We start from the raw sequence: 21695 nt of genomic DNA, 5'->3' as shown, positions 1-21695 counted from the left end.
CTGTGCGGCGACAACCTCGGGCGTGCGCGGCCTATTCCACGGCTGGGCCGAACGGGTGAGGCCCGGTTCCGGCCCCCGGGTCCAGCCGCTCAGATCCGTACGACGATCTTGCCGATGTGCGTGTTGGACTCCATCAGGCGGTGCGCTTCCCGGATGCGGTCCAGGCCGTCCAGCACCTCACCGACGACCGGGCGGAAACCGCCGTCGGCCAGGCCCGCGTTGAGGAAGGCGGTGGAACGGCGCCGGCCCTCCGGGGTCGAGGTGAGGGCCTGGTTGGCGTAGGTGTGGATGGTGAAGGGCCAGTTCCAGGGGATCTCGGCGGGGCGGCGGTCCAGCCAGCCGTAGACCACCACCGAGCCGCCCGCGGCCAGTCCCTCCGCCAGCGGGCGGAAGCCCGGGCCGCCGATCGCGTCGAACATCACCTCGGCGCCGCTGCCCCCGGTGAGCCGCCTGACCTCCTTCGCCACGGCCTCTGCCGTCGACTCCCCGGTGACGATCACTTCCGCCGCGCCCAGTTCCAGCAGCCGCTTCCGCTTGGCCTCGGTGCGGGTGGTGGCGAGCGGGACCGCTCCGACGCGGCGGGCGACCTGGATCGCCGCGGTGCCGACGCCGCTGGACGCCCCGGTGATCAGGACGTGGTCTCCGGGCCGCAGCCCCGCGGTCTCCAGCAGCCCGCCGTACGCCGTCGTGTACGTCAGCCAGGCCGCGGCGCCGGTGACCGCGTCCACGCCGTCGGGGCGCGGGACGACCGAGGCCGCGGGCAGCACCACGCGCTCCGCGTACACGCCCCGCGCGCTCATCTCGATGCCGGGGCCGGTGGTCACCGGGTCGCCGACGGCCGGTTCGGTGACGCCCTCGCCGACCGCCTCGACGATCCCGGCGGCCTCGTAGCCGAGCCGGGAGGCGGGCAGGGTCGGCTGGTAGTAGTAGGTGCCCGAGCGGAACAGGGCTTCGGCCCGGTTGAGGCCCAGCGCCTCGACGCGTACGACGACTTGACCGGGGCCGGGGTCGGGGAGCGGCACGTCCTCGACGGTCAGGACGTCGGGTCCGCCGGTCTCGTGGAAGAGCACGGTGCGTGCGGTGTTCGACATGCGATCGACGCTAGGCGGCGCCCGCGAGACGATCCATGCCCCGCTGTCTCGCTTTCCTGTCTCAGCGTCTCGCCGGGCTACGGTGTGGACATGGACGTACTGAGCGACGCGGTGGCTGCGATGCGCACCGGGCGACCGCACTCCTCCCGCCGGGACAAGCACGCGCCCTGGGGGATGCGGTTCGCGGCCTCGGCGGGCGCCGGGTTCCATGTGGTGCTGCGCGGGTCGGCGTGGCTCCTGCCGGCGGCCGGCGAGCCGCTGGCGCTGGGGCCCGGGGACGTGGTGTTCCTTGCCCACGGTCACGGACACGCGCTGGCCAGCGGACCGGACGTGCCGCTGCAGGACGTGCGCCCGGGACCGGACGGCCGCTGGCCCGAACCGCCGCGTACGGCACGGGAGGCGGAGCCGGACACGGTACTGCTGTGCGGCGCCTACCAGTTGGACCGCTCCCGTGCCCACCGGCTGCTCTCCGAGCTGCCGGAGGTGGTCCATCTGCCCGCCCGGGTGGGCGCCCAGCGCTCGCTGCGGGCCGCGGTGGAACTGCTCGGAATGGAGCTGGAGGAGCGGCAGCCGGGCGCGGACGCCATCGTCACCTCGCTGCTCGACACCCTGCTGCTCTACATCCTGCGCGCCTGGTGGCAGCGGGAACGGGGCGACGAGCAGGGCAGGGGCTGGTCCGCCGCGCTGTCCGACCCCGCGGTCTCGGCGGCGCTGCGTGCCGTCCACGGCGACCCGGCCCACCCCTGGACGGTGGCCGAGCTCGCCGCCCGGGGCGGCCTGTCCCGGGCGGCCTTCGCCCGCCGCTTCACCGCGCTCGTGGGTGAACCGCCCCTGGCCTACCTGACCTGGTGGCGGATGACCGGCGCCGGCCGACTGCTGCGCGACCACACCCTCACCCTGCGCCAGATCGCCGAACGCACCGGCTACACCTCGGAGTTCGCCTTCGCCAAGGCCTTCAAACGGGAGTACGGCACGGCACCGGGCCAGTACCGCAGAGCCTCCGGCGGCCCCACGGCCGGCACCGCGGGCCGCTTCACGGACGACCCCCCGGACCGACCCACAGCCAGCACCGCCGACCGCCCCGCGAACCAAACCCCCCGCCCTGCCCGCCCCGCCGGTTGACCCGCGAACGGATCCGCCAGCTCCACCCGCAGCACCTCCGCCGCCGTCTGCGCATCGCCCTCGGACACCGCGCGCGCCCGCGCCTCGTGGGCCGCGTCCGTCGGGGCGGTCCTGTCGGCGGTGAACCGGGCATGAGAACGTCGGCGGTGAACCGGGCATGAGAAAGAGGCGCCCGCGCTCCAGGAGCCGGGCGCCCCTCCGCTCGTGGAACCTACTTGCTCAGGTAGGCCCAGTACTCGTCGAACGACAGGACCTTGTCGCCGTTGAGGTCGCGGGTCTTGATGATGGCCTCGGCCACCGCCTCGGTGACGTTCCAGTCGCCCCCCTGCGCGAGAGCGGTCTTGAACTCGGCGGCGGTGATGAAACCGTCACCGTCCGCGTCGATCCGCTGGAAGTGCTCGCGTGCCTCGTCGATGTCCGCCACCGATCCGCCCCTTTATGTCCGTGTTTCCATTGCCGTACCGGCGTAGTGCCGCAGGTCAGGTTAACGGCCCGGCCAGGCCTTCAGCGCGGCGACCACCCAGCCGAACTCCTCCTGGTACTGCGGCGGCGCCGGAGCACCCTTGATGACGTTCACCAACTCCCGGTAGCGGGCGACCTCGTTGCCCAGGTCGATCCGGCGCAGCACCGCCGCCCGGTCGGTGCCCGCCCCGAACACCTCGGCCAGCACGGCGTCCGCCTCCGGCGCCTCGGGCGCCACCCCGCGCTCCCGGGCCGCGCCGACGACGTCGACCAGCTTGCGGAAGAACCACTGCGAGGCACCGGCCGGGGTGTCCGGTCCCCGGTCGGACGCGTTGAGCTCGATCATCCTGCGCATCGCCGCCCGGAAGTCCGGGTTCGGCAGCAGCTCGGCCAGCTCCACCCAGGCGTCGACCTGCTCGGGGCCGGGATCGTCGGGCAGCGCCACCCCGAGGGCCCGGGTCCGCTCCCGGATCCACGGGTCGGCCGTGTCCAGCCCCTCGAAGATCTCCTCCACGAAGTCGTCCACGATCCGCTGCCGTTCGGCGGCGGACAGTCGCGCCAGTCTGTTCATCAGGGTCATCTCCTCCGCAGTCGAACCGCGTCGCGCCACGGTCGACAGCACCGCACGGGTCACCTTCAGCGCCCGGATCTGCGCGTCCAGCGCCGCCACGTGCGTCTCGGCGACCTCCGCCACGGTCCGCTCGCCGGAGAGCACCTGGCGCACATGCCCCAGGCCGAGCCCCAGCTCGCGCAGGGTGCGGATCAGCTCCAGCCGGGCGAACGACCCGGCGTCGTAGAGCCGGTAGCCGCCCGCGGAGCGGGTCACCGGAGTGAGCACGCCCTCGTCGGACCAGTAGCGGATGGTGCGCACGGTCAGCCCGGTGGCCTTCGCCAGCTCGCCGATGGTGAAAAGTCCGGTGCCGTCTTCGATCATGTCTGCGAGTGTGGGCCTTCCAGTGGGTGGAGACTCAAGGAGCACGGTGACAGAGACCCTGCGGGACATTCTGGACGCGGCGGCCCGGGGTGTCTTCCCGCCGCCCGACGGCCGTACGACGGTCGTACCGCAGCCCTCCCCGCGGGACGCCGGGATCCTCTCCTTCACCGCCCACTCGGTCGTCTTCGTCGACGAGGACCCCGGGTGGGTGTACGACACCCTGCGTGCGGTCCCCTGCGATCCCCTGTGCGCGACGATGAACGCGCGCTTCCTCACCGCCCTGATGGACCGCACCGGCCGCGAGCAGGAGACGATCGACGCGCTGCTGGTGGCCGGCCCGCTGCCCGGCCGCCCGGACCTTCCCCTGACCGAGCTCACCGGCCCCGACCACTCCCGGGTCGCCTACGCCCGCGCCCGCCGGGACGAGGTGCGCGCCTGGACGGTGGCGGGCGGGGTGCTGACGCTGGGGCGCGGGGTCGCCGGGCGCCTGGAGGTCTCGGTGGAGGTGGACGAGGGGGGACGGCAGCGCGGGCTGGGCCGGGCCCTGGTGGCCGCCGCCCGGCAGCTCGCGGACGAACCCCTGTGGGCGCAGGTCGCGCCGGGGAACGCCCGCAGCGTCCGGGCGTTCCAGGCGGCCGGCTACGTGCCGGTGGGCGCCGAGGCGCTGCTGCTCAAGGCCTGACCCCGCACCGGTCAGCGGAAGATGCCCGTGTGCCCGAGCGAGTAGCGGCCCGGCTGCGGGTAGACGGCGAGGCCGTGCGGGCCGCTGCCGACGTGGATGCGGGCCAGTTCGGCGCCGTTGCGGGTGTCGATGGCGTACACCTCGGAGTTGTAGCGGCCGGACAGCCACAGCACCTTGCCGTCCGCCGAGACCCCGCCCATGTCGGGGCTGCCGCCGCCCGGCAGCCGCCACTTCCCGGTCAGCCGGTTCCGGGCGAAGTCGAAGAGGGAGATGGTGCCCTCGCCCCGGTTGGAGATGTACATCACGCGGGAGTCCCGGCTGACGTACAGCCCGTGAGCGCCCTTGCCGGTGGCCAGGAAGGTCGGCCTGGTGAAGGCGTCGCCGTCCAGGATCCACACCCCGTCGGCCATCATGTCGGCGATGTAGAACCGCTTGCCGTCCGGCGAGACCTTGACGTCCTGCGGCATGGCGCCGTGGTACGGCAGTTTCTCCTGCCGGAGCACCTTCATCTGCTCCGTGTCCACCTTGAGCACTTCGCCGCTGAACTCGCAGGACACGATGAAGTACCGGCCGTCGAGGGAGAAGTCGGCGTGGTTGACGCCGTAGCAGCCGACCGGGACGGCCTTGACGGTCTGCATGGTGTGCGCGTCCCGGAAGACCAGCTGGCGGTCGTTGGAGGCCATCACGATCGCGTACTTGCCGTTGGGCGTGAAGTACAGGTTGTACGGGTCGTGCACGGCGACCGGCTTGCCGGCCTTGCCGGTCCTCGGGTCGATGGGGGTGAGGCTGTTGCCGAGGTCGTTGTTGACCCACAGGGTCTTCAGGTCCCAGGACGGCACGACGTGCTGCGGCTGCCGGCCGACCCGGATGGTCCCGGTCACCCGGTACGTCTTCGGGTCGATGACCGAGACCGTGTCGGAGTTGGTGTTCGGGACGTAGACCAGGGACGGGAAGCCCTTGACGACGGGTGAGAGGTTGCCGGGGCGGTCGGCGGCGTACACGTCCTTCGGGTCGAGGACCGGGGGCATCCCCGGCAGTCCGTCGACGGCCTGCCCCGCCTTCTTCGCCGGCGGCTGCACGGCCGCGGTGGTGCCGGCGGCCGGTCTGCCGGGGCTCTCGGAGCCGCCGCTGCAGGCGGGCAGCAGCGCCAGGACGGCGAGGACGGCACCGGCGGACAGCAGACGGGCGGCGTTCGTGGTTCGCATCAGCTGAGCAGCTCCGTGGTGGTGACCGCGCGCAGTCCACGGCGGTGGAGTTCTTGGAGGACGTCGGGGAGGGCGGCGACCGTGTCCGGATACCCGAAGTGCATGCTCACCACCGAGCCGCCCGTGACCTCCGCGAGCACCTTGCGGGTGATGGCCGATGCGCCGGGCCGGGTGTAGTCGAGCGAGTCGACGTCGTACGACAGCACGTGCGGGTAGCCCGCTTCGGCCGCGAGCCGGGCGACGAGCGGGGAGGCGGTCGGCGCCCTGGAGGGGCGGAACCAGCTCCCGATCGATCCGGTGAGCCGTTTCAGCCGGTCCGCGCACTCGGTGATCTCCTTGCGGGCGTCCGCCTCCGCCATGGCGTTGACGGAGACGTGCCGCTGGGTGTGGTTGCCCAGGTCGTGGCCGCCGTCGAGGACGCGGCGGGCCATGGCGGGGTACGCGTCCAGCCAGCTGCCGACGGCCAGCACGGTGAGGTGGGCGCCGTGCTGCTCGGCGGTGGTGAGGAGCTGGTCGGCGAGGGCGGGGTCGCCCTGGCCGTGGAAGGTGAGGGCGACGGCCGCGGTGGTACGGGGGCCGCGGGTGACCTGGAAGGGGAGCCGGGTGGGGGAAGCCGACGGCGACGGTGAGGCGGGGGTGGTGGCGGAGGGTGCCGCGGTGGCCGTACCGGTGGTGGCGCAACCGGTGGTGAGCGCGCCTCCGGCGGAGAAGGCTGCGCCTGCGCGGAGGAGGTCGCGTCGGTTGGTGGGGGTCACCCGCACTATTTAAGGGTGCACAGGTAAGAAAATTGGCTATTGACCCGAAAAGGGTTGTTTTTGCACGTTGCGGCCGGTGGGGGGCTGGTCGCGCCCACGCGGCGGCAGCCGCAAGTCGATACAGCCCCGCGCCCCTTCGGGGCGCGCTCGACCGGGCCTCATCTGTCGGGCCTCATCTATCAGCCACCCGCATCTCGAACCACGTCGTCTTGCCCCGGGGAAGCAGATCAACGCCCCAGCGGTCCGCCAGTTTGTCCACCAGGAACAGTCCACGCCCACTGATGTCCGTCTCCTGAACCGGCATCAGGCAGGGCAGTCCGCGCGACGGATCGCGGACCTCCACCCGGATCCATCCGGGACGGCGGCGCATCCGCAGGCCGAACACCCGGGCGCCGGTGTGCCGCACGGCGTTGCCCACCAGCTCCGAGACGAGTAAGACCACGTCCTCCGTCATCTTGGGGCTGAGCCGCCACTGGCGGAGGACGACGACCTGGGCGAGCCGGCGAGCGGTCGCCGCGGACTCGGGGCGGGACGGCAGCGGAACCTCCGCGTCCGTCGGGTTGCCGAACAGCTCGATCGCCTTGAGCGCCCGCTCGTCCTCGACCGCAGGCGACCAGCGCGCCGCGGCCGCACGGCTGTGTCCCCGCGGCTGTTCGATGCCCTCCAGCCCCGCCATGCCCCCATCATGGCCGCCGGGAGCGCCCTCCGTGGCCGTTCCCGGGGAATACGCCCCTGCAAAGCTTCCGCCCGATACCGGGCGACCGGCATATGCTGTCGGCATTACGGAGGCATCGGCAACTGGTCCGACCTGCGAAGACGTGCCATCTCCGGGCAATCGCCAGACCCCCTCGACAAGGCGGGCTTAGGGTTGCCTTAAGGCTCCCATAATCCGCCCCATCGGGGGACCCTGAATCAGACATCGCGTCAATTGCAAGGGGTTCGGGGCATTCACAGCAGGGCGAAGATCACAGGAACTTGGCCTTGCCCGGCCCCTCCTCGACGAAGCTCCGCATCCCGCGCTCCCGGTCCTCGGTCGCGAACAGCCCGGCGAACCAGCTCCGTTCGACGGCGAGCCCGGTCTCCAGGTCGGTCTCGAGGCCGGTGTCGATCGCCTCCTTGGCGGCCCGCAGCGCGATCGCCGGCCCCTGCGTCAGCTTCGCCGCCCAGGCGTGCGCCTCGGCGTAGACGTCGGCGGCGGGCACGACACGGTCGACGAGCCCGATGGCGAGCGCCTCGTCGGCCTTGACCATACGGCCCGTGAAGATCAGGTCCTTGGCCTTCGACGGCCCGACCAGCCGGGGCAGCCGCTGGGTGCCGCCGGCCCCCGGGACGAGCCCGAGCAGGATCTCGGGCTGCCCGAGCTTGGCGTTGTCGGCGGCGATGCGGTAGTCCGCGCAGAGGGCGAGCTCACAACCGCCGCCGAGCGCGTAGCCGGTGACGGCGGCGACGACCGGCTTGGGAATGCGGGCGACGGCGCTGAAGGAGTCCTGGAGGTCACGGGAGCGCAGAACCATGGCGGCGTGGTCCATGTTCTGCATTTCCTTGATGTCGGCTCCCGCCGCGAAGACCTTCTCGCCGCCGTAGATGACGACGGCACGTACGTCTTCGCGACGGGTGACCTCTCCCGCCAGCTCCTTGATCCGGTCCTGGGTGGCGACGTCGAGCGCGTTCATGGGCGGCCGGTCGAGGCGGATCGTACCTACGCCTTCGGCGACTTCGAGGGTCACAGTCATACCGAGCAGGTTAACGCCGGTTCATCAGCGCCCCTTCAGGGGCGCGGGGAACTGCGCGAACAACCCCCACCGGCCCGCAGCCAGGGAACTACTTGGTCCATTCCTTCCAGGACATGTTCCAGCCGTTGAGGCCGTTGTCGGGCGACACGGTCTGGTCGTTGGAGTGCTTCACCGTCACCACGTCCCCGACGATCGAGTGATCGAAGAACCAGGCAGCAGGCAGCGCACGGTCACCCCCACCCCGGATGTCGCGAAGCCCCACGCACCCGTGGCTCGCGTTGTAGTTGCCGAACGCGTCGCCACCCCAGTAGTTGCCGTGGATGAACGTCCCGGACGTGGTCAGCCGCATCGCGTCCGGCACATCCTTGATGTCGTACTCGCCGCCGTAACCGACCGTCTCGCCGTTCATGCGCGTGACGCGCAGCTTCTCGCTGATGACCATCTGGCCGTTCCACGTGTCGTAGCCCGGCTTGCCGGTCGTGACCGCGAGGGTCTTCACGACCTTGCCGTCCTGCATGATCTTCATGGTGTGCTTCTTGGCGTCGACGACGGACACCTGGTTGCGGCCGATCGTGAACTTCACGGTCTTGGCCTGCTCGCCGTAGACGCCGTCACGGCCCTCGACGCCGTCGAGGTTGAGGGAGACGGAGACCTTCGTGCCGGACTTCCAGTAGTTCTCGGGGCGGAAGTCGAGCCGGTCGTTGCCGAACCAGTGGCCCTCGACGTCGACCGCGGGCTCGGTCTTGATGGTGATCGCCTTCTCCACCGCGTCCGGGTCGGTGATGCCCCGGGTGAAGTGGATGGAGAACGGCATGCCGACGCCGACCGTGGAACCGTCCTCCGGCGTGAAGTAGCCGATGAACGTGTTCTTCGGGGTCAGCGTCGTGAAGCTGGAGTCCTCCGCCGACTCACGGCCGTCGGCGTCCTTCGCGACCGCGTGCACGGTGTACTTCGTGGAGTTGGCGAGGTGCGTCGACGGCGTCCAACTGGCGCCGTCCGCCGCTATCGCCCCGGCTATCTCCGTGCCCTTGGCGTCCTTGACCTCGACGTCGGTCAGCTTGCCCTTGGCGGCGCTGACCTTGAGCGCTCCGCTGGTGTCCACGCCGGTCGCGCCGGACTTGGGGCTGATGCTGACGGTGGCGACGGACTGCTTGCTCGCCTGGGTGGTGGAGTCCTTGGCCTTGCCCTGGTCCGCCCCCTTGGCGGAGGAGCCGCCCCCGCCGCAGGCGGTGACGGCCATGAGCAGGACTCCGGCGACGACCGCCATCCCCTGCTTCCTCCGCGCCCCCCGAACCGACGCCCCCGATATCGGCCGCTCGTTCAAAGTCGTTCTCCCCTCCCAGGGCCTGGTCAGGCCCACCCCAGCGCGTCAGGCGCACGCATTGGCGCATAGTAACCGCAGGGTTTTGAGCTTGGTGTTGGGCGAATGTCACCGTTGCGTCGCAACTTCCCGCCCCCACCGACCCGCCCCCCACCTGGCTACTTGACCGCGCTGCCCGCCTTCCACTCCTTCCACCCCATGTTCCACCCACCGAGTCCATTGTCGGGAGAGACCGTTTTGTCCTTGCTGTTGATGACTTCGACCACGTCACCGATGAGGCTGCGGTCGTAGAACCAGCCCGCGGGCGTGTCCGAGCTGCCGCCCTTCACGTCACGCAGGCCCACGCAGCCGTGGCTGACGTTGACGTGGCCCGGGGCGTCCGGCGCCCAGTAGTTGCCGTGCAGGAAGGTGCCGGAGTCGGTGAGTTTGAGGGCGTGCGGGACGTCGGGGATGTCGTACTCGCCGCCGAAGCCGACCGTGCGGCTGTTCATGCGGGTCACGTCGTGCATCTCCATCACCACCATCTTCCCGTTGTAGGTGGTGTGCTCGGGCGCCCCCGCGGTGATCGGCACGGTGGCGAGCAGCTCGCCGTCCCGGCGGACCTCCATGGTGTGGGCGGCCGCGTCTACGAGGGAGACCTGGCTGCGGCCGACGGTGAAGGTGAACGTCTTGGACTGGAGGCCGTAGACGCCGCGGGCGCCCTCGACGTCACGGAGGTTCAGGCCGACGGTGACGACCGTGCCGGGCTGCCAGTAGCGCTCGGGGCGGAAGTCGAGGCGGTTCTTGCCGAACCAGTGCGGACGGATCTCGACCGCGGGCTTCGCGGTCACCTGGATGGCGCGTTCGACGGCGGCGCGGTTGTCGATGTCGCGGCTGAAGGCGAGGGAGACGATCATGCCGGTGCCGACGGTGGCCCGGTTCTCCGGGGTGACGTACCCGATGAAGCGTTCGTCCGGGACGAGCGTGGTGAAGGTGGTGTGGCGGGCCGAGCGGTGGCCGTCCCCGTCGACGGCCACCGCGTCGACGGTGTACCTGGCGGCGAGCGCGAGGCCCGGGTCGTCGGGCCGCCAGGTCCTGCCGTCCGCGGCGATGTGCCCGGGGACCGGGGAGTCCTGGGCGTCCTGGGACCTGACGACGCTGACGGACTCCAGGCGGCCGGCCGGCACCCGTACCGTCAGCCGCCCGTCGGGCCGTACGGCCTTGGTGCCGTCGTCCGGGGAGATGCGGATGACGTCCTCGGGGGCCGCGGGTTTGCCGCCGAGGACGTGGTCGACGCCGAGCCCGTCCGTGCCGTCCGAGGAGCAGCCGGCGGCTCCCGCCAGCAGCCCCGCCCATGTCAGTACCGCGGCCAGCGCGGCCCCCGCGCGCCGTGCGCGCCCTTGTGGATGACTCACGTGCGGCTCAACGAGCGGGCATGCCCCTGGGAAACGTGAGTGCGACGCCGGCACTGGGCAGAACAGAGGGAAGGACGACGAGCTGGGGAGCCGTCGTGCCCGTGCGCGAGCCGTCGCGGGCACGTCCGTAGCGAGCCGCCGACCGTGCCCGGGACCGGGAGTCCGGGCGCCGTCGGCTGCTCGGACGCGGGTGGGCACGCCCCGGTGGTCGGCGAGCCGCGGGACACAAAAAGGGGCCGACAGGTGACGAGCGCAGCCGAGCAGCAGGGGGCACCGGCGCGGGCCCCGAGGGCGGACGGCGCCGCGGCGCACGCCCCCGCGGTGAACGGGACGCCCCTCCCCGTCCCGGCGGCGTGGCCGGGGGCGTCGACACCGCTCGGCGCCCGGTTCCGGGTCGGGCCGGACGGCGTGGCGGGCACCAACTTCGCGCTGTGGGCGGCCGGTGCGGAGGCGGTCCGGCTCTGCCTCTTCGACGAGCAGGGGCGGGAGACCCGCATCCCGCTGACCGAACTCACGCACGAGATCTGGCACGGGTTCGTCCCCGGTGTGCTGCCGGGGCAGCGGTACGGCTACCGGGTCGACGGCCGCTGGGATCCGTGGACCGGCGCCCGCTGGAACCCGGCGAAGCTGCTCCTGGACCCGTACGCGCGGGCGGTGGACGGCGAGTTCGCGCTGCCGCCCGAGGTGTACGGGCACGTCCGGGACTGGCCGGACCAGCAGGTCGCCGACACCGTCCGCGACGACCGCGACTCGGCGCCGTACGTCCCGAAGGGCGTGGTCGTCCACGATGACGACGACTGGTCGGACGACCACCGCCCGAAGACGCCGTGGGCGGACTCCGTCATCTACGAGCTGCACGTGCGCGGCTTCACCAGACTGCATCCCGGGATACCCGAGGAGCTGCGCGGCACGTACGCGGGACTGGCCCACCCGGCCGCGATCGAGCACCTGGTCGGTCTCGGCGTCACGGCGGTGGAACTGCTCCCCGTCCACCAGTTCGCCCACGAGGGCCACCTGCTCGAACGCGGCCTGAAGAACTACTGGGGCTACAACTCCATCGGCTACTTCGCCCCGCACGCGGCCTACGCCGCCTCCGGTACGACGGGACAGCAGGTCGGCGAGTTCAAACGGATGGTGCGCGCGCTGCACGCGGCCGGGATCGAGGTCATCCTCGACGTGGTCTACAACCACACCGCGGAGGCGGGCGAGCTGGGCCCGACGCTGTCCCTGAAGGGCATCGACAACCGGGGCTACTACCGGCTCCAGGACCACGACGCCCGGCGCTTCGCCGACTACACCGGCTGCGGCAACACCCTGCACGTGGTCCGCCCGCACGTGCTGCGCCTGATCACGGACTCCCTCCGCTACTGGGTCACGGAGATGGGCGTGGACGGCTTCCGCTTCGACCTCGCCGCCGCGCTGGCCCGCTCGATGCACGACGTCGACATGCTCTCCCCCTTCCTCGCCGTCATCGCCCAGGACCCGGTGCTGCGCCGGGTGAAGCTGATCGCCGAACCGTGGGACGTGGGCTCGGGCGGTTACCAGGTAGGCGCCTTCCCACCCCTCTGGACCGAGTGGAACGACCGCTACCGCGACGCCGTCCGCGACTTCTGGCGCGGCGCCCTCCCGGACGTGCGCGACCTCGGCTACCGCCTCTCCGGCTCCAGCGACCTCTACGCGTGGGGCGGCCGCCGTCCCTACGCCTCCGTCAACTTCGTCACCGCGCACGACGGTTACACCCTGCGCGACCTGGTGTCGTACGAGCACAAGCACAACGAGGCCAACGGCGAGCACAACCGGGACGGCACCGGCGACAACCGCTCCTGGAACTGCGGGGCCGAGGGCGAGACGGACGACGAGGGCGTACGGGCGCTGCGCAGGCGCCAGTTGCGGAACCTCCTCACCACCCTCCTCCTGTCGACGGGTGTCCCGATGCTGGTCGCCGGCGACGAACTGGGCCGCACGCAGCGCGGCAACAACAACGCCTACTGCCAGGACAACGACATCAGCTGGCTGGACTGGAGCCTGCTGGACGACCCGGCCTGGCGGCCGCTGTTCGACCTCACCTCCCGCCTCATCCGGCTCCGCCACCGCCACCCGGTACTGCGCCGCCGCGCCTTCTTCTCCGGACGCGCGCACTCGGCGGACGGCCTGCGCGACCTGGCCTGGTTCACGGCCCGCGGCGACGAGATGACCGCGGACGACTGGTACGCGCCCGCCGCCACCCTCGGCATGTACCTCTCCGGCCGGGACATACCCGGCCGCGACGACCGCGGCGCCCCGGTCCTGGACGACAGCTTCCTGACCGTCCTGCACGCCGGCGACCGCCCCGCCCGGTTCGTCCTGCCGGGCCCGCCGTGGGCGGAACGCTACGAGGTACTGGTGGACACCTCACTGGAGGAGCAGGGCGCGGAGCCGGGGGTGGTGCATGAGGGGGGGACGGTGATCACGGTGTCGGGGCGGGCGGTGCTCTTGCTTAGGGTGGTTGGCTGACGGAGGGCGGCATCCGGGTACTCCCCTGCCCTGGTCAGGCTCTGGGAGCGAAGGATTGAGGGCCGAGTGCTCGGAGAGCAGCCAGTACCGCCCTTATCCGCGGAACTTCGTGGGTACGGTAGACACCTGTTCCCCCTAGATGCGCCAGAACCGTGAAGAAGCCTTCGGCGGTGCGGAACTCGTCCTCGAAGAGGCTGAAGGCATGCGGCAGTGAGTGGCAGATGGGAAGACCCATCCGTCGAAGCCGGAACGTGTTCAAGAGGGCACGGCCCTGATAGTGAACACGGGCATCGGCGGATATGTGTCTGTCATGGGAGAAGCCGATCCCGGGGTCGATGACGATTCGATCGACCCCGGCCGAACGGGCGTGATCCACGCGCCTCTCGAAATAGTCGAGCATCCCGGGGATGGGATCCTGGTCGATGCCCTTGGCGCCCACGTCCCGGGAGTTCTTTCCTTCGACATGGCACAGGACAACTGTCGCTTCGTGGTCGGCCAGCATGGGGAACATCTCACCGTCCGATGCCAACCCGCCGGAGTAATTGAGCAGGAGCGCCCCCGCCTCCAGGCACGACCGGGCGACGGCAGGCTCGTAGGTCTCGATCGACACGGTGATACCTTCCGAGACGAGCTCCTTCACGACCGGCACCAAGGCGGCCACCTGTTCCTGCACGGAGACCTTGCGAGTGCGGGGATTGCTCGACTCGGCACCGATGTCGACGATGTCGGCACCTTGTGCCGCGAGGATGCGACCTTTCCTGACCGCTGACTCGGTCGAGGTCGCGACGCTCTCTCGATAGGTGGAGTCCGGAGAGAGGTTGATGCATCCCATGACGGCGGGGGTGGTGTCGACATCGATTTCCCGATCCCCCACTCGAAGTGGTTCGACGGGTAAGGAGAGATCACCCTCGAATCGCCGCGCCAGATCTATCAGATGAGCAAGGGAAATCATCCGACCTCATTTCTGTACGACCGCCCGAGAAGCCACCGCGCTAGCCCAGAATCCCCCGCTGGTACCCCGTCGCCACCGCCGCCGCGCGGTCGTTGACGCCCAGTTTGGCGTAGAGGTGGGTGAGGTGGGTCTTGACCGTGGCCTCGCTGATGAAGAGCTCGCGGGCGATCTCGCGGTTCGAGGTGCCGCGGGCGACCAGGGTCAGCACCTCGCGTTCGCGGGCGGAGAGCGGTTCGTTGCCGGGGGCGGCGGGGGTGCGGACGGCGGAGACCAGGCGGGAGGCGACGGCCGGGGAGAGGACGGTGCGGCCCTGGGCGGCGGCGCGGACGGCGGTGAAGAGCTCCTCGCGCGGGGCGTCCTTGAGCAGGTAGCCGGTGGCGCCGGCCTCGATCGCGGGCAGGGTGTCGGAGTCCGTGTCGTACGTGGTGAGGACCAGGACCTGGGCGCGTGCGCCCCGCCGGGTGAGTTCGCGGATGGCGTCGACTCCGCCGCCGCCCGGCATGCGGAGATCCATCAGGATCACGTCGGGGTCGAGGGTGCCGGCGAGCGTGACGGCTTCGGCGCCGTTCGACGCCTCGCCGAGGACCGTGAAGCCGGGGGCGGATTCGAACATGCCGCGCAGGCCGTCGCGGACGACGGGGTGGTCGTCGACGATCAGCAGCGAGATCGGGGGCTCAGTCGTCATGGCGGACCAACGGTACGCGCGCCGACAGCGCGGTGCCGAGCCCCGGTTCGGACTCCACGGTCAGGGAGCCCGCGATGCGTTCGGCGCGGGCGCGCATGCCGTCCAGGCCGAAGCCGCCGGCGCGGGTGCGGGCGGGCACGGTGAGCAGGTCGAAGCCGGTGCCATCGTCGCGGATGTCGAGGATGACCTCGTCGCCCAGGTAGGAGAGGGTGACGCCGACCCGGGAGGCGTGCGCGTGCCGGGCGGCGTTGGAGAGCGCCTCCTGGACGATGCGCAGGAGGGTGGCCGCGACCTCCTCGTGCAGTTGCTCGACGGTGCCGGTGAGGGTGAACTCGGCGCGTATGGACGTCCGTTCGCCCCATTCGGCGACCGTCTTCTGCAGCGCCTCGGGCAGCCCGTCGTGCTCCAGCGCGACCGGGGCCAGGTTGTGCACGGAACGGCGGGCCTCGCCCAGGCTGTGCCGGGCCAGCGCCAGGGCGCGGCCCACGTGCTCCTCGGCCACCTCCGGATCGGGGGTGTTGCTGACGACCTGGAGCTGGGCGATGATCCCGGCCAGCCCCTGGGCGATGGTGTCGTGGATCTCGGCGGCGAGGCGGCGGCGCTCGTCGGCGACGCCGGCCTCCCGGGCCTGGAGGAGGAGCTGGGCGTGAAGGGCGGCGTTCTCGTCGAGGGCCTGCTGCAACGCGGTGTTGGCGCGGCCGAGCGCGGCGATGGTCTCGGCCTGGGTGCGGGCACGCGCCTGCTCCTGCGCGTTGGCCCGGGTGAAGAGGGCGACCAGTCCGCAGTTGGCGCCGAACACGATGACGAAGCCGAACCACCACAGCAGGCCGTGCGGCGGCATCCCGCCGATCTCGCTGCCCGCCATGGTGACGGCGGTCAGGAACAGACCGGGCAGCACCAGCCGGCGGGTCAGCTGGCGGGCGGCGGTGTAGTAGCCGGTGACGGCGTAGAAGGCGAAGAACGGGTTGAGCCACGTGAGCGCGAACCCGAGCGCCCAGCGCACGAAGTACAGCCTCACGCTCGTCCGGTTCGGCCCGGGCCGCTTCCGGGCGGCCCGCCCCCAGTACACCTGGAGCAGCAGGGCCAGGACCACCAGCACGCCGGAGGCCCACATCGCGGCCCGTGTCATGCCGACGACGTGGGCGGAGCCGACCGCCGTCACCACGCCCACGGCGAGCAGCGCGTAGGGCCCCCAGCGGTCGAAGGAGACCCTGGTCGCCGCTTCGTCGGCGTTCGCCATGGCACCAGTCTCCGGCACCGGCTCACTCCCAGCGGAACCAGCGGGTGGCCCCGGCCGTCAGCAGGATCGTCCAGAGGGCGAGCACGCCCAGGTGCTCCCAGCCGGGCCAGTGACCGGCGGCGGCCTGGTCCAAAGCGCGGGCCGCCGCGCCGAACGGCGTCAGCTGGACGACACGGGCCATGGCGTGCGGCATCTCCCGCACCGGGATCCACACGCCCGCGCAGAACATCATCGGGAAGAACACCGCCGAGCCGATCGCACCCGCGATCTTCGTGGTGCGGGACAGCGCCGAGACGACGGAGCCGAGGGCGAGGGCGGCCGCGGCCGCGAGCAGCAGGGCCAGCAGGTATCCGCCGGGCTGCTTCGGCAGCCGCACGTCGAAGGCGAGCCGGCCGACGAGGAGCGCCAGCAGCGCCGAGCCGAGGGCGACCGTGCCCTGCACGGCCATCTGCGCGGACAGCAGCGCGGAGGGCCGTACGGGGGTGAGCCGCATCCGGCGCAGGATGCCCCGCTCCCGGTGGCCGGTGAGCGCCTGGGGCAGGGTCTGCACCCCGGACATGATCAGGGCGATCAGCACGGCGACGGGCACGTACGCGTCGACCGGGCGCAGCCCGCCCAGGGACTTGTCGGCCTCCCGGAACGACGGGATCGAACCGAGGATCACCAGCAGCAGCGTCGGGAACAGGAAGACCCAGAAGACGGCGCCGGGTTCGCGGCGGAACAGGCGGAACTCGGTGCGCAGGACTGCGGTGTTCATGCTGCGTCTGCCTCCTTCGTGAGGTCCAGGAACGCGTCGTCGAGGGTGGCGTCCACGACCCGGAGCTGGTGGGCGGTGATGCGGTGCCGGGCGAGCAGGGTGATGACGGCGTTGACGGTCTCGTCGGTGCCGGAGAGCGTGATCCGGCCGTCCTTGCGCTCGACCGAGGCGAGGGCGGGGAGGGCGGCGAGGTCGTGGTCGTCCAAGGGGGCGGAGGGGGTGAAGCTGATGACGGTGGCGCCCGCGCTGCGGCGGATCAGCCCGGCCGGGGTGTCCAGGGCGGCGACCCGCCCCTTGTCGATCACCGCGATCCGGTCGCAGAGCCGCTGCGCCTCCTCCATGAAGTGGGTGACGAGGAGGACGGTGACCCCGCGGTCCCGGACGTCCTCGATCAGCTCCCAGGTGTCCCGCCGGGCCCGCGGGTCGAGCCCGGTGGTCAGCTCGTCGAGGACGACGACCCGCGGGTTGCCGATCAACGCCAGTGCGATGAAGAGGCGTTGCCGCTGTCCGCCCGAGAGCTTGCCGAACCGGGTGGCGAGCTTGTCGGTGAGCCCGAGGCGCTCGGCGAGCGGCGTCCAGTCGAGCGGGCTCGGATAGAAGGAGGCGTACAGCTCAAGGGCCTCGCGGACGGTGAGCTTGGGCTGCAGCTCGCTCTGCTGCAACTGGGCGCCGAGGACACGGGCGACCTTCTCGTGGTCGGCGACGGGATCGAGCCCGGTGACCCGGACCCGCCCCGCGTCGGGCACCCGCAGCCCCTCCACGCACTCCACGGTGGTGGTCTTGCCGGCCCCGTTCGGCCCGAGGATCCCGAAGATCTCGCCCTCCTCGACGGCGAGACTCACCCCGTCCACGACGGCCCGGCCGCCGTAGGACTTCCGCAGGTCTGTCAATTCGATGACGGTTGGCATGTTCCGAGGGTCCCGGCCGGCCCCGGCCCGCCGCATCGGCCGCCCCGCTCGAACCGCCATCAACCGATCGGCTGATGCCGCGGATCCACCTGTACGACCCTTCGAACGCCCAGGTCGTAGGACCAGCGGCCGATTCCGGTCCGGCCAAAACTCGGTGGGCGTTGTCAGTGCCGATCCGTAGGCTCGCCCCTGATGCCTCCGACACGTGCAACCACCAAGGACCGCTCCGCCGTCCGCACCCTGCTGCGCCTGTGGCCGTACGTACGGCCGGTGCGGGTGCGGCTGTCCATCGCCGCGTTCGTGGCGATAGTCGCCTCCTGCACGGGGCTCGTCATCCCCCTCGTCCTCAAGTGGATGGTGGACGGCCCGGTGGCCGACCGCGACCCGGGCGGGGTGTGGCTCGGCGCGCTGTACCTGCTGCTGCTCGGCATCGCGGAAGCCCTGCTCTTCGGCCTGCGCCGCTGGCTGGTCGCCCGGCCCCTGTCCCGTGTCGAGGCGGGGATGCGGGCGGACCTGTACGGCCATCTCCAGCGCCTGCCGGTCGCCTTCCACGACCGCTGGGCCTCCGGCCAGCTGCTCTCCCGGGCCACCACCGACCTGATGCTGCTCCGCATGTTCCTCGCCTTCCCGCTGACCTTCCTCCTGGTCAACGGGGTGACGATCCTCGTCGGCGTGCTGATCATGCTGGCCCAGGACTGGACGCTGGGCCTGGTCATCCTCGGGCCCACGATCCCGGTGGTCTGGACGTGCGTGATCTTCGAGAACCGGTACGCGGAGGTGGCGCGGCTCGCCCAGGACCAGGTCGGCGACCTGACGACGGTGGTCGAGGAGAGCGTGCTCGGCATCCGCATCATCAAGGGCTTCGGCCGCCACCGCAGCCAGGCGCACGCGTTCCGCGAACTGGTACGGACCCTGCGGGGCACGGAGCTGCGCAAGGCGCGGATGCTGGCAATGATCTGGGGCGTCATCGTGACCCTGCCGGAGGTGGCGATCGGGGCGGCGCTGCTGTGGGGCTCGATCCAGGTCGCGGAGGGCGACCTGAGCGCGGGGACGCTGGTGGCGTTCCTGTCGACGGCGCTGGCGCTGCGGTGGCCGGTGGAGTCGATCGGCTTCCTGCTGGCGATGAGCCAGGAGGCCGCCACCGCCACCGAACGGTACTTCGAGGTGCGGGACGCGGTCCCGGAGGACACCGATTCGTTGTCGGCCGCGGGTGCGTGGGGGCTGAGCGCGCAGTTCCCCGCGCCCCTTGGTGGGCGCTGCGCCGAGGCGCCCCAAAGGGGTGCGGGGAACTGCGCGACCAGCCACAACGGCGCCGCACCCGACGACGGACCGGCTCCCGAACCCGACGGCATCCGCTTCGAGAACGTGCAGTTCCGTTACCCCGACGCCGCCCCCGATTCCGCCCCGACCCTCGAACTCGTCGACCTCCACATCCGCCCCGGCGAGTCCATGGCCCTCGTCGGCGCCACCGGCAGCGGCAAGACCACCCTCACCGCCCTCATCCCCCGCCTGCACGAGGCCACCTCGGGGCGGATCACCCTCGACGGCCGGGACATCACCGCCATGCCCCGCGAGGAACTCCGCTCCCTCGTCGCCGTGGCCTTCGAGGAACCCACCCTCTTCTCCGCCTCCGTCGGCGAGAACGTACTCATGGGAGCCGGCGACGGCGCCGGCGAACCCGAGCTGGCACGGGCCCTCGCCGTCGCCCAGGCCGACTTCGCGCACGCCCTCCCCCAGGGCACCGCGACCCAGGTCGGCGAACAGGGCCTCAGCCTCTCCGGCGGCCAGCGCCAGCGCCTCGCGCTGGCGCGGGCGGTCGTCGGCCGGCCCCGCTTCCTCGTGCTCGACGACCCGCTCTCCGCCCTGGACGTGCACACGGAGGCCGCCGTGGAGGCGGCGCTGCGCGACGTACTCGCCGACACCACCGCGCTGATCGTCGCCCACCGCCCCTCCACCGTCCTGCTCGCCGACCGCGTCGCCCTGCTCTCCGGCGGCCGGGTCACCGCCGTCGGCACCCATCACGAACTCCTGCGCACCAACGCCGAGTACGCCCACCTGATGTCCGGGGAGGATCACCGCCGATGACCGCAGCCACCTCCCTCCCCGCCCCCGACGAGGACGACGAACGCCCGCACCCGCACCCGGCCGACACCGCCGGCGGCGACCTCTTCGACCGCGACGTCCTGCCCACCTCGCCCGGCGCCACGGCCACCCTGCTGCGCTCGCTCCTCGCCCCCATGAAGGCGCGGGTCGCCGTCACCACGCTCCTCCTGCTGCTCCAGCAGGCGGCGGTCCAGGCGGGCCCGCTGCTGGTGGCGTACGCCATCGACACGGCCGTACCGGCCTTCCGCCGCCACGACCACGGCCCGCTGTTCGCCGTCGCGGCAGGGTACGGCCTGAGCGCCCTGCTCTCCGGCGGCCTCCAGTACGCGTTCGTCAAGGCCTCCGCCCGCGTCAACCAGGACGTCCTCCTCGACCTGCGCGGCCGCATCTTCCGCCACGCGCAGGCGCTGAGCATCGACTTCCACGAGCGCTACACGTCCGGCCGGCTCATCTCCCGCTCCACCACGGACGTCGAGTCGCTGCGCGAGCTGCTGGCCGAGGGCCTCCAGGAGCTGGTCACGGTCATCCTCTCCTTCCTGTACATCTCGGCGATGCTGCTCTGGCTGGACCTGGGCCTCGGCGCGGTCGCGGTGGCCAGCTTCGTACCGCTGTACCTGCTCGTGCGGCTGTACCAGCGGCGCGCGGTACGGGTGTACAAGGCGCGGTCCACGGCGATCGCGGCGGTGATCGTGAAGTTCGTGGAGACGATGAACGGCATCCGCCCGGTGCGCGCGTTCCGCCGGGAGGCCGCCAACGACGCCGAGTTCGCCGTGCTGAACCGCCGGCACGAGCGGACCAACGGCGACGCGCTCCTCGAGATGGCGCGGTACGTGGTCGGCTCCCGGCTGGTCGCCAACACCTCGGTCGCGGTGATCGTGCTGTGGGGCGCCTACCGGGTGGCGTCCGGCTCGCTGGAGCTGGGCGTCCTGGCCGCGGCCGTCCTCTACCTGAGGCGGCTGTACGACCCGATCGACCGCCTGGGCATGTTCCTCAACTCCTACCAGTCGGCCGCCGCCTCCCTGGAGAAGATCGCGGGCCTGCTGGCCCAGACCCCGTCGGTCCCGGAGCCCTCGGTCCCGAAGGAACTGCCCCCGACGGCGGGCGAACTCCCGGGCCGCGAGGTCGTCTTCGACGGTGTCCGCTTCGCCTACCGCACCGGTGGCGAGGTGCTGCCCGTCTTCGACCTCACCCTCCCGGCCGGGCAGACGGTCGCGGTGGTCGGCTCCACCGGCGCCGGCAAGTCGACGCTCGCCAAACTGCTCGCCCGCTTCTACGACCCCTCCGACGGCCGGGTCCTCCTGGACGGCGTGGACCTGCGCGAACTGACCGTGCCCGAACTGCGCCGCGGGGTGGTGATGGTCACCCAGGAGTCGTTCCTGTTCTCCGGCACGGTCGCCGAGAACATCGCCATCGGCCGCCCGGACGCCACCCGCGAGGAGATCGAGCAGGCGGCCAAGGCGATCGGTGCGCACGAGTTCATCGCCGCGCTTCCCGACGGGTACGACACGGACGTCCGCAAGCGCGGCGGCCGCATCTCGGCCGGGCAGCGCCAACTGGTCGCGTTCGCCCGCGCCCTGCTCGCCGACCCGGCGGTGCTGATCCTCGACGAGGCGACCAGTTCCCTGGACATCCCCGGTGAACGGGCCGTGCAGCGTGCGATGTCGACCGTCCTCAGGGGCCGTACGGCGGTGGTGATCGCGCACCGGCTGTCCACCGTGGAGATCGCCGACCGGGTGCTGGTGATGGAGCACGGCCGCATCGTCGAGGACGGCCGCCCGGCCGAACTGATCGCGGGCACGGGCAGGTTCGCGGATCTGCACCGGGCGTGGCGGGACAGTCTGGCCTAGTCGGGAGAACG

At 71.6% G+C, this 21695-nt stretch carries 19 protein-coding genes; 5 read left to right on the top strand and 14 right to left on the bottom strand.

Features of this window, described 5'->3' with window-relative positions; translation table 11 throughout:
* Nucleotides 1–89: 89 nt before the first annotated feature.
* The gene (locus ACFY6U_RS21715) at nucleotides 90–1091 is read right to left on the bottom strand and encodes a zinc-dependent alcohol dehydrogenase family protein (RefSeq protein WP_390040529.1); all 1002 of its coding nucleotides are present in this window, start codon (nucleotides 1089–1091) and stop codon (nucleotides 90–92) included.
* Nucleotides 1092–1181: 90 nt separating this feature from the next.
* On the opposite strand from ACFY6U_RS21715, the gene ACFY6U_RS21710 reads away from it, so the two are divergent.
* Nucleotides 1182–2213 (top strand): AraC family transcriptional regulator, encoded by a 1032-nt coding sequence (locus ACFY6U_RS21710; RefSeq protein WP_390040527.1) that lies wholly within the window; start codon nucleotides 1182–1184, stop codon nucleotides 2211–2213.
* A 211-nt stretch (nucleotides 2214–2424) separates the two neighbouring features.
* Here ACFY6U_RS21710 and ACFY6U_RS21705 read toward each other — a convergent pair whose 3' ends face one another.
* Nucleotides 2425–2637, bottom strand: coding sequence for an EF-hand domain-containing protein (locus tag ACFY6U_RS21705; protein WP_351491145.1), 213 nt, complete (start codon nucleotides 2635–2637; stop codon nucleotides 2425–2427).
* 60 nt (nucleotides 2638–2697) lie between these two features.
* On the bottom strand, nucleotides 2698–3609 hold the full coding sequence (locus ACFY6U_RS21700) for a MerR family transcriptional regulator (protein ID WP_390040525.1): 912 nt from the start codon (nucleotides 3607–3609) through the stop codon (nucleotides 2698–2700).
* Between ACFY6U_RS21700 and ACFY6U_RS21695 the strand changes: the two genes are divergently transcribed.
* Nucleotides 3608–4291 carry a GNAT family N-acetyltransferase gene (locus ACFY6U_RS21695; RefSeq protein ID WP_390040523.1) on the top strand — a complete coding sequence of 228 codons (684 nt, stop codon included), beginning with the start codon at nucleotides 3608–3610 and terminating at the stop codon, nucleotides 4289–4291. The genes ACFY6U_RS21700 and ACFY6U_RS21695 overlap by 2 nt on opposite strands.
* An 11-nt stretch (nucleotides 4292–4302) precedes the next feature.
* Here ACFY6U_RS21695 and ACFY6U_RS21690 read toward each other — a convergent pair whose 3' ends face one another.
* The 6 genes from ACFY6U_RS21690 to ACFY6U_RS21665 all read right to left on the bottom strand — a co-directional run bounded on the left by ACFY6U_RS21690 (nucleotide 4303) and on the right by ACFY6U_RS21665 (nucleotide 10699).
* Nucleotides 4303–5496, bottom strand: a complete 1194-nt coding sequence (locus tag ACFY6U_RS21690; protein ID WP_390040521.1) for a YncE family protein — start codon at nucleotides 5494–5496, stop codon at nucleotides 4303–4305.
* Entirely contained in the window at nucleotides 5496–6251 is a 756-nt protein-coding gene (locus tag ACFY6U_RS21685) for a polysaccharide deacetylase family protein (RefSeq protein WP_390040519.1), read from the bottom strand. Before ACFY6U_RS21685 ends, ACFY6U_RS21690 begins: the two co-directional genes overlap by 1 nt.
* Nucleotides 6252–6423: 172 nt before the next feature.
* Complete coding sequence (locus ACFY6U_RS21680) at nucleotides 6424–6927, bottom strand: ATP-binding protein (RefSeq protein ID WP_351491156.1); 504 nt, start codon at nucleotides 6925–6927, stop codon at nucleotides 6424–6426.
* 289 nt (nucleotides 6928–7216) lie between these two features.
* Nucleotides 7217–7984: an enoyl-CoA hydratase/isomerase family protein gene (locus ACFY6U_RS21675; protein ID WP_390040517.1), complete on the bottom strand. Its 768-nt coding sequence runs from the start codon at nucleotides 7982–7984 to the stop codon at nucleotides 7217–7219.
* 88 nt (nucleotides 7985–8072) lie between these two features.
* A complete protein-coding gene (locus tag ACFY6U_RS21670) occupies nucleotides 8073–9251 on the bottom strand; it encodes an Ig-like domain-containing protein (protein WP_390040515.1) in 1179 nt (392 codons plus the stop codon).
* 212 nt (nucleotides 9252–9463) lie between these two features.
* Nucleotides 9464–10699 (bottom strand): Ig-like domain-containing protein, encoded by a 1236-nt coding sequence (locus ACFY6U_RS21665; RefSeq protein ID WP_390040513.1) that lies wholly within the window; start codon nucleotides 10697–10699, stop codon nucleotides 9464–9466.
* A 243-nt stretch (nucleotides 10700–10942) separates the two neighbouring features.
* On the opposite strand from ACFY6U_RS21665, the gene glgX reads away from it, so the two are divergent.
* Nucleotides 10943–13192, top strand: a complete 2250-nt coding sequence (glgX, locus tag ACFY6U_RS21660) for a glycogen debranching protein GlgX (RefSeq protein ID WP_390040511.1) — start codon at nucleotides 10943–10945, stop codon at nucleotides 13190–13192.
* A 34-nt stretch (nucleotides 13193–13226) separates the two neighbouring features.
* Here glgX and ACFY6U_RS21655 read toward each other — a convergent pair whose 3' ends face one another.
* The 5 genes from ACFY6U_RS21655 to ACFY6U_RS21635 are packed head-to-tail and all read right to left on the bottom strand — an operon-like array spanning nucleotide 13227 to nucleotide 17734.
* Nucleotides 13227–14144, bottom strand: coding sequence for a dihydropteroate synthase (locus ACFY6U_RS21655; RefSeq protein WP_390040509.1), 918 nt, complete (start codon nucleotides 14142–14144; stop codon nucleotides 13227–13229).
* A 40-nt stretch (nucleotides 14145–14184) separates the two neighbouring features.
* Nucleotides 14185–14829 (bottom strand): response regulator, encoded by a 645-nt coding sequence (locus tag ACFY6U_RS21650; protein ID WP_390040507.1) that lies wholly within the window; start codon nucleotides 14827–14829, stop codon nucleotides 14185–14187.
* Nucleotides 14819–16069, bottom strand: a complete 1251-nt coding sequence (locus ACFY6U_RS21645) for a sensor histidine kinase (protein ID WP_390040505.1) — start codon at nucleotides 16067–16069, stop codon at nucleotides 14819–14821. Before ACFY6U_RS21645 ends, ACFY6U_RS21650 begins: the two co-directional genes overlap by 11 nt.
* A 22-nt stretch (nucleotides 16070–16091) precedes the next feature.
* A complete protein-coding gene (locus ACFY6U_RS21640; RefSeq protein ID WP_390040503.1) occupies nucleotides 16092–16826 on the bottom strand; it encodes an ABC transporter permease in 735 nt (244 codons plus the stop codon).
* Nucleotides 16823–17734: an ATP-binding cassette domain-containing protein gene (locus tag ACFY6U_RS21635; protein WP_390040501.1), complete on the bottom strand. Its 912-nt coding sequence runs from the start codon at nucleotides 17732–17734 to the stop codon at nucleotides 16823–16825. Before ACFY6U_RS21635 ends, ACFY6U_RS21640 begins: the two co-directional genes overlap by 4 nt.
* Nucleotides 17735–17926: 192 nt before the next feature.
* On the opposite strand from ACFY6U_RS21635, the gene ACFY6U_RS21630 reads away from it, so the two are divergent.
* Nucleotides 17927–19819, top strand: a complete 1893-nt coding sequence (locus ACFY6U_RS21630) for an ABC transporter ATP-binding protein (protein ID WP_390040499.1) — start codon at nucleotides 17927–17929, stop codon at nucleotides 19817–19819.
* The gene (locus ACFY6U_RS21625; protein ID WP_390040497.1) at nucleotides 19816–21684 is read left to right on the top strand and encodes an ABC transporter ATP-binding protein; all 1869 of its coding nucleotides are present in this window, start codon (nucleotides 19816–19818) and stop codon (nucleotides 21682–21684) included. Before ACFY6U_RS21630 ends, ACFY6U_RS21625 begins: the two co-directional genes overlap by 4 nt.
* The last annotated feature ends 11 nt before the right edge of the window (nucleotides 21685–21695 follow it).

Source organism: Streptomyces sp. NPDC013157 (assembly GCF_042899865.1).
GTDB lineage: Bacteria > Actinomycetota > Actinomycetes > Streptomycetales > Streptomycetaceae > Streptomyces.
The sequence above is the reverse complement of the archived record's forward strand: the minus strand, read 5'-3'. Positions and strand labels throughout refer to the sequence as shown.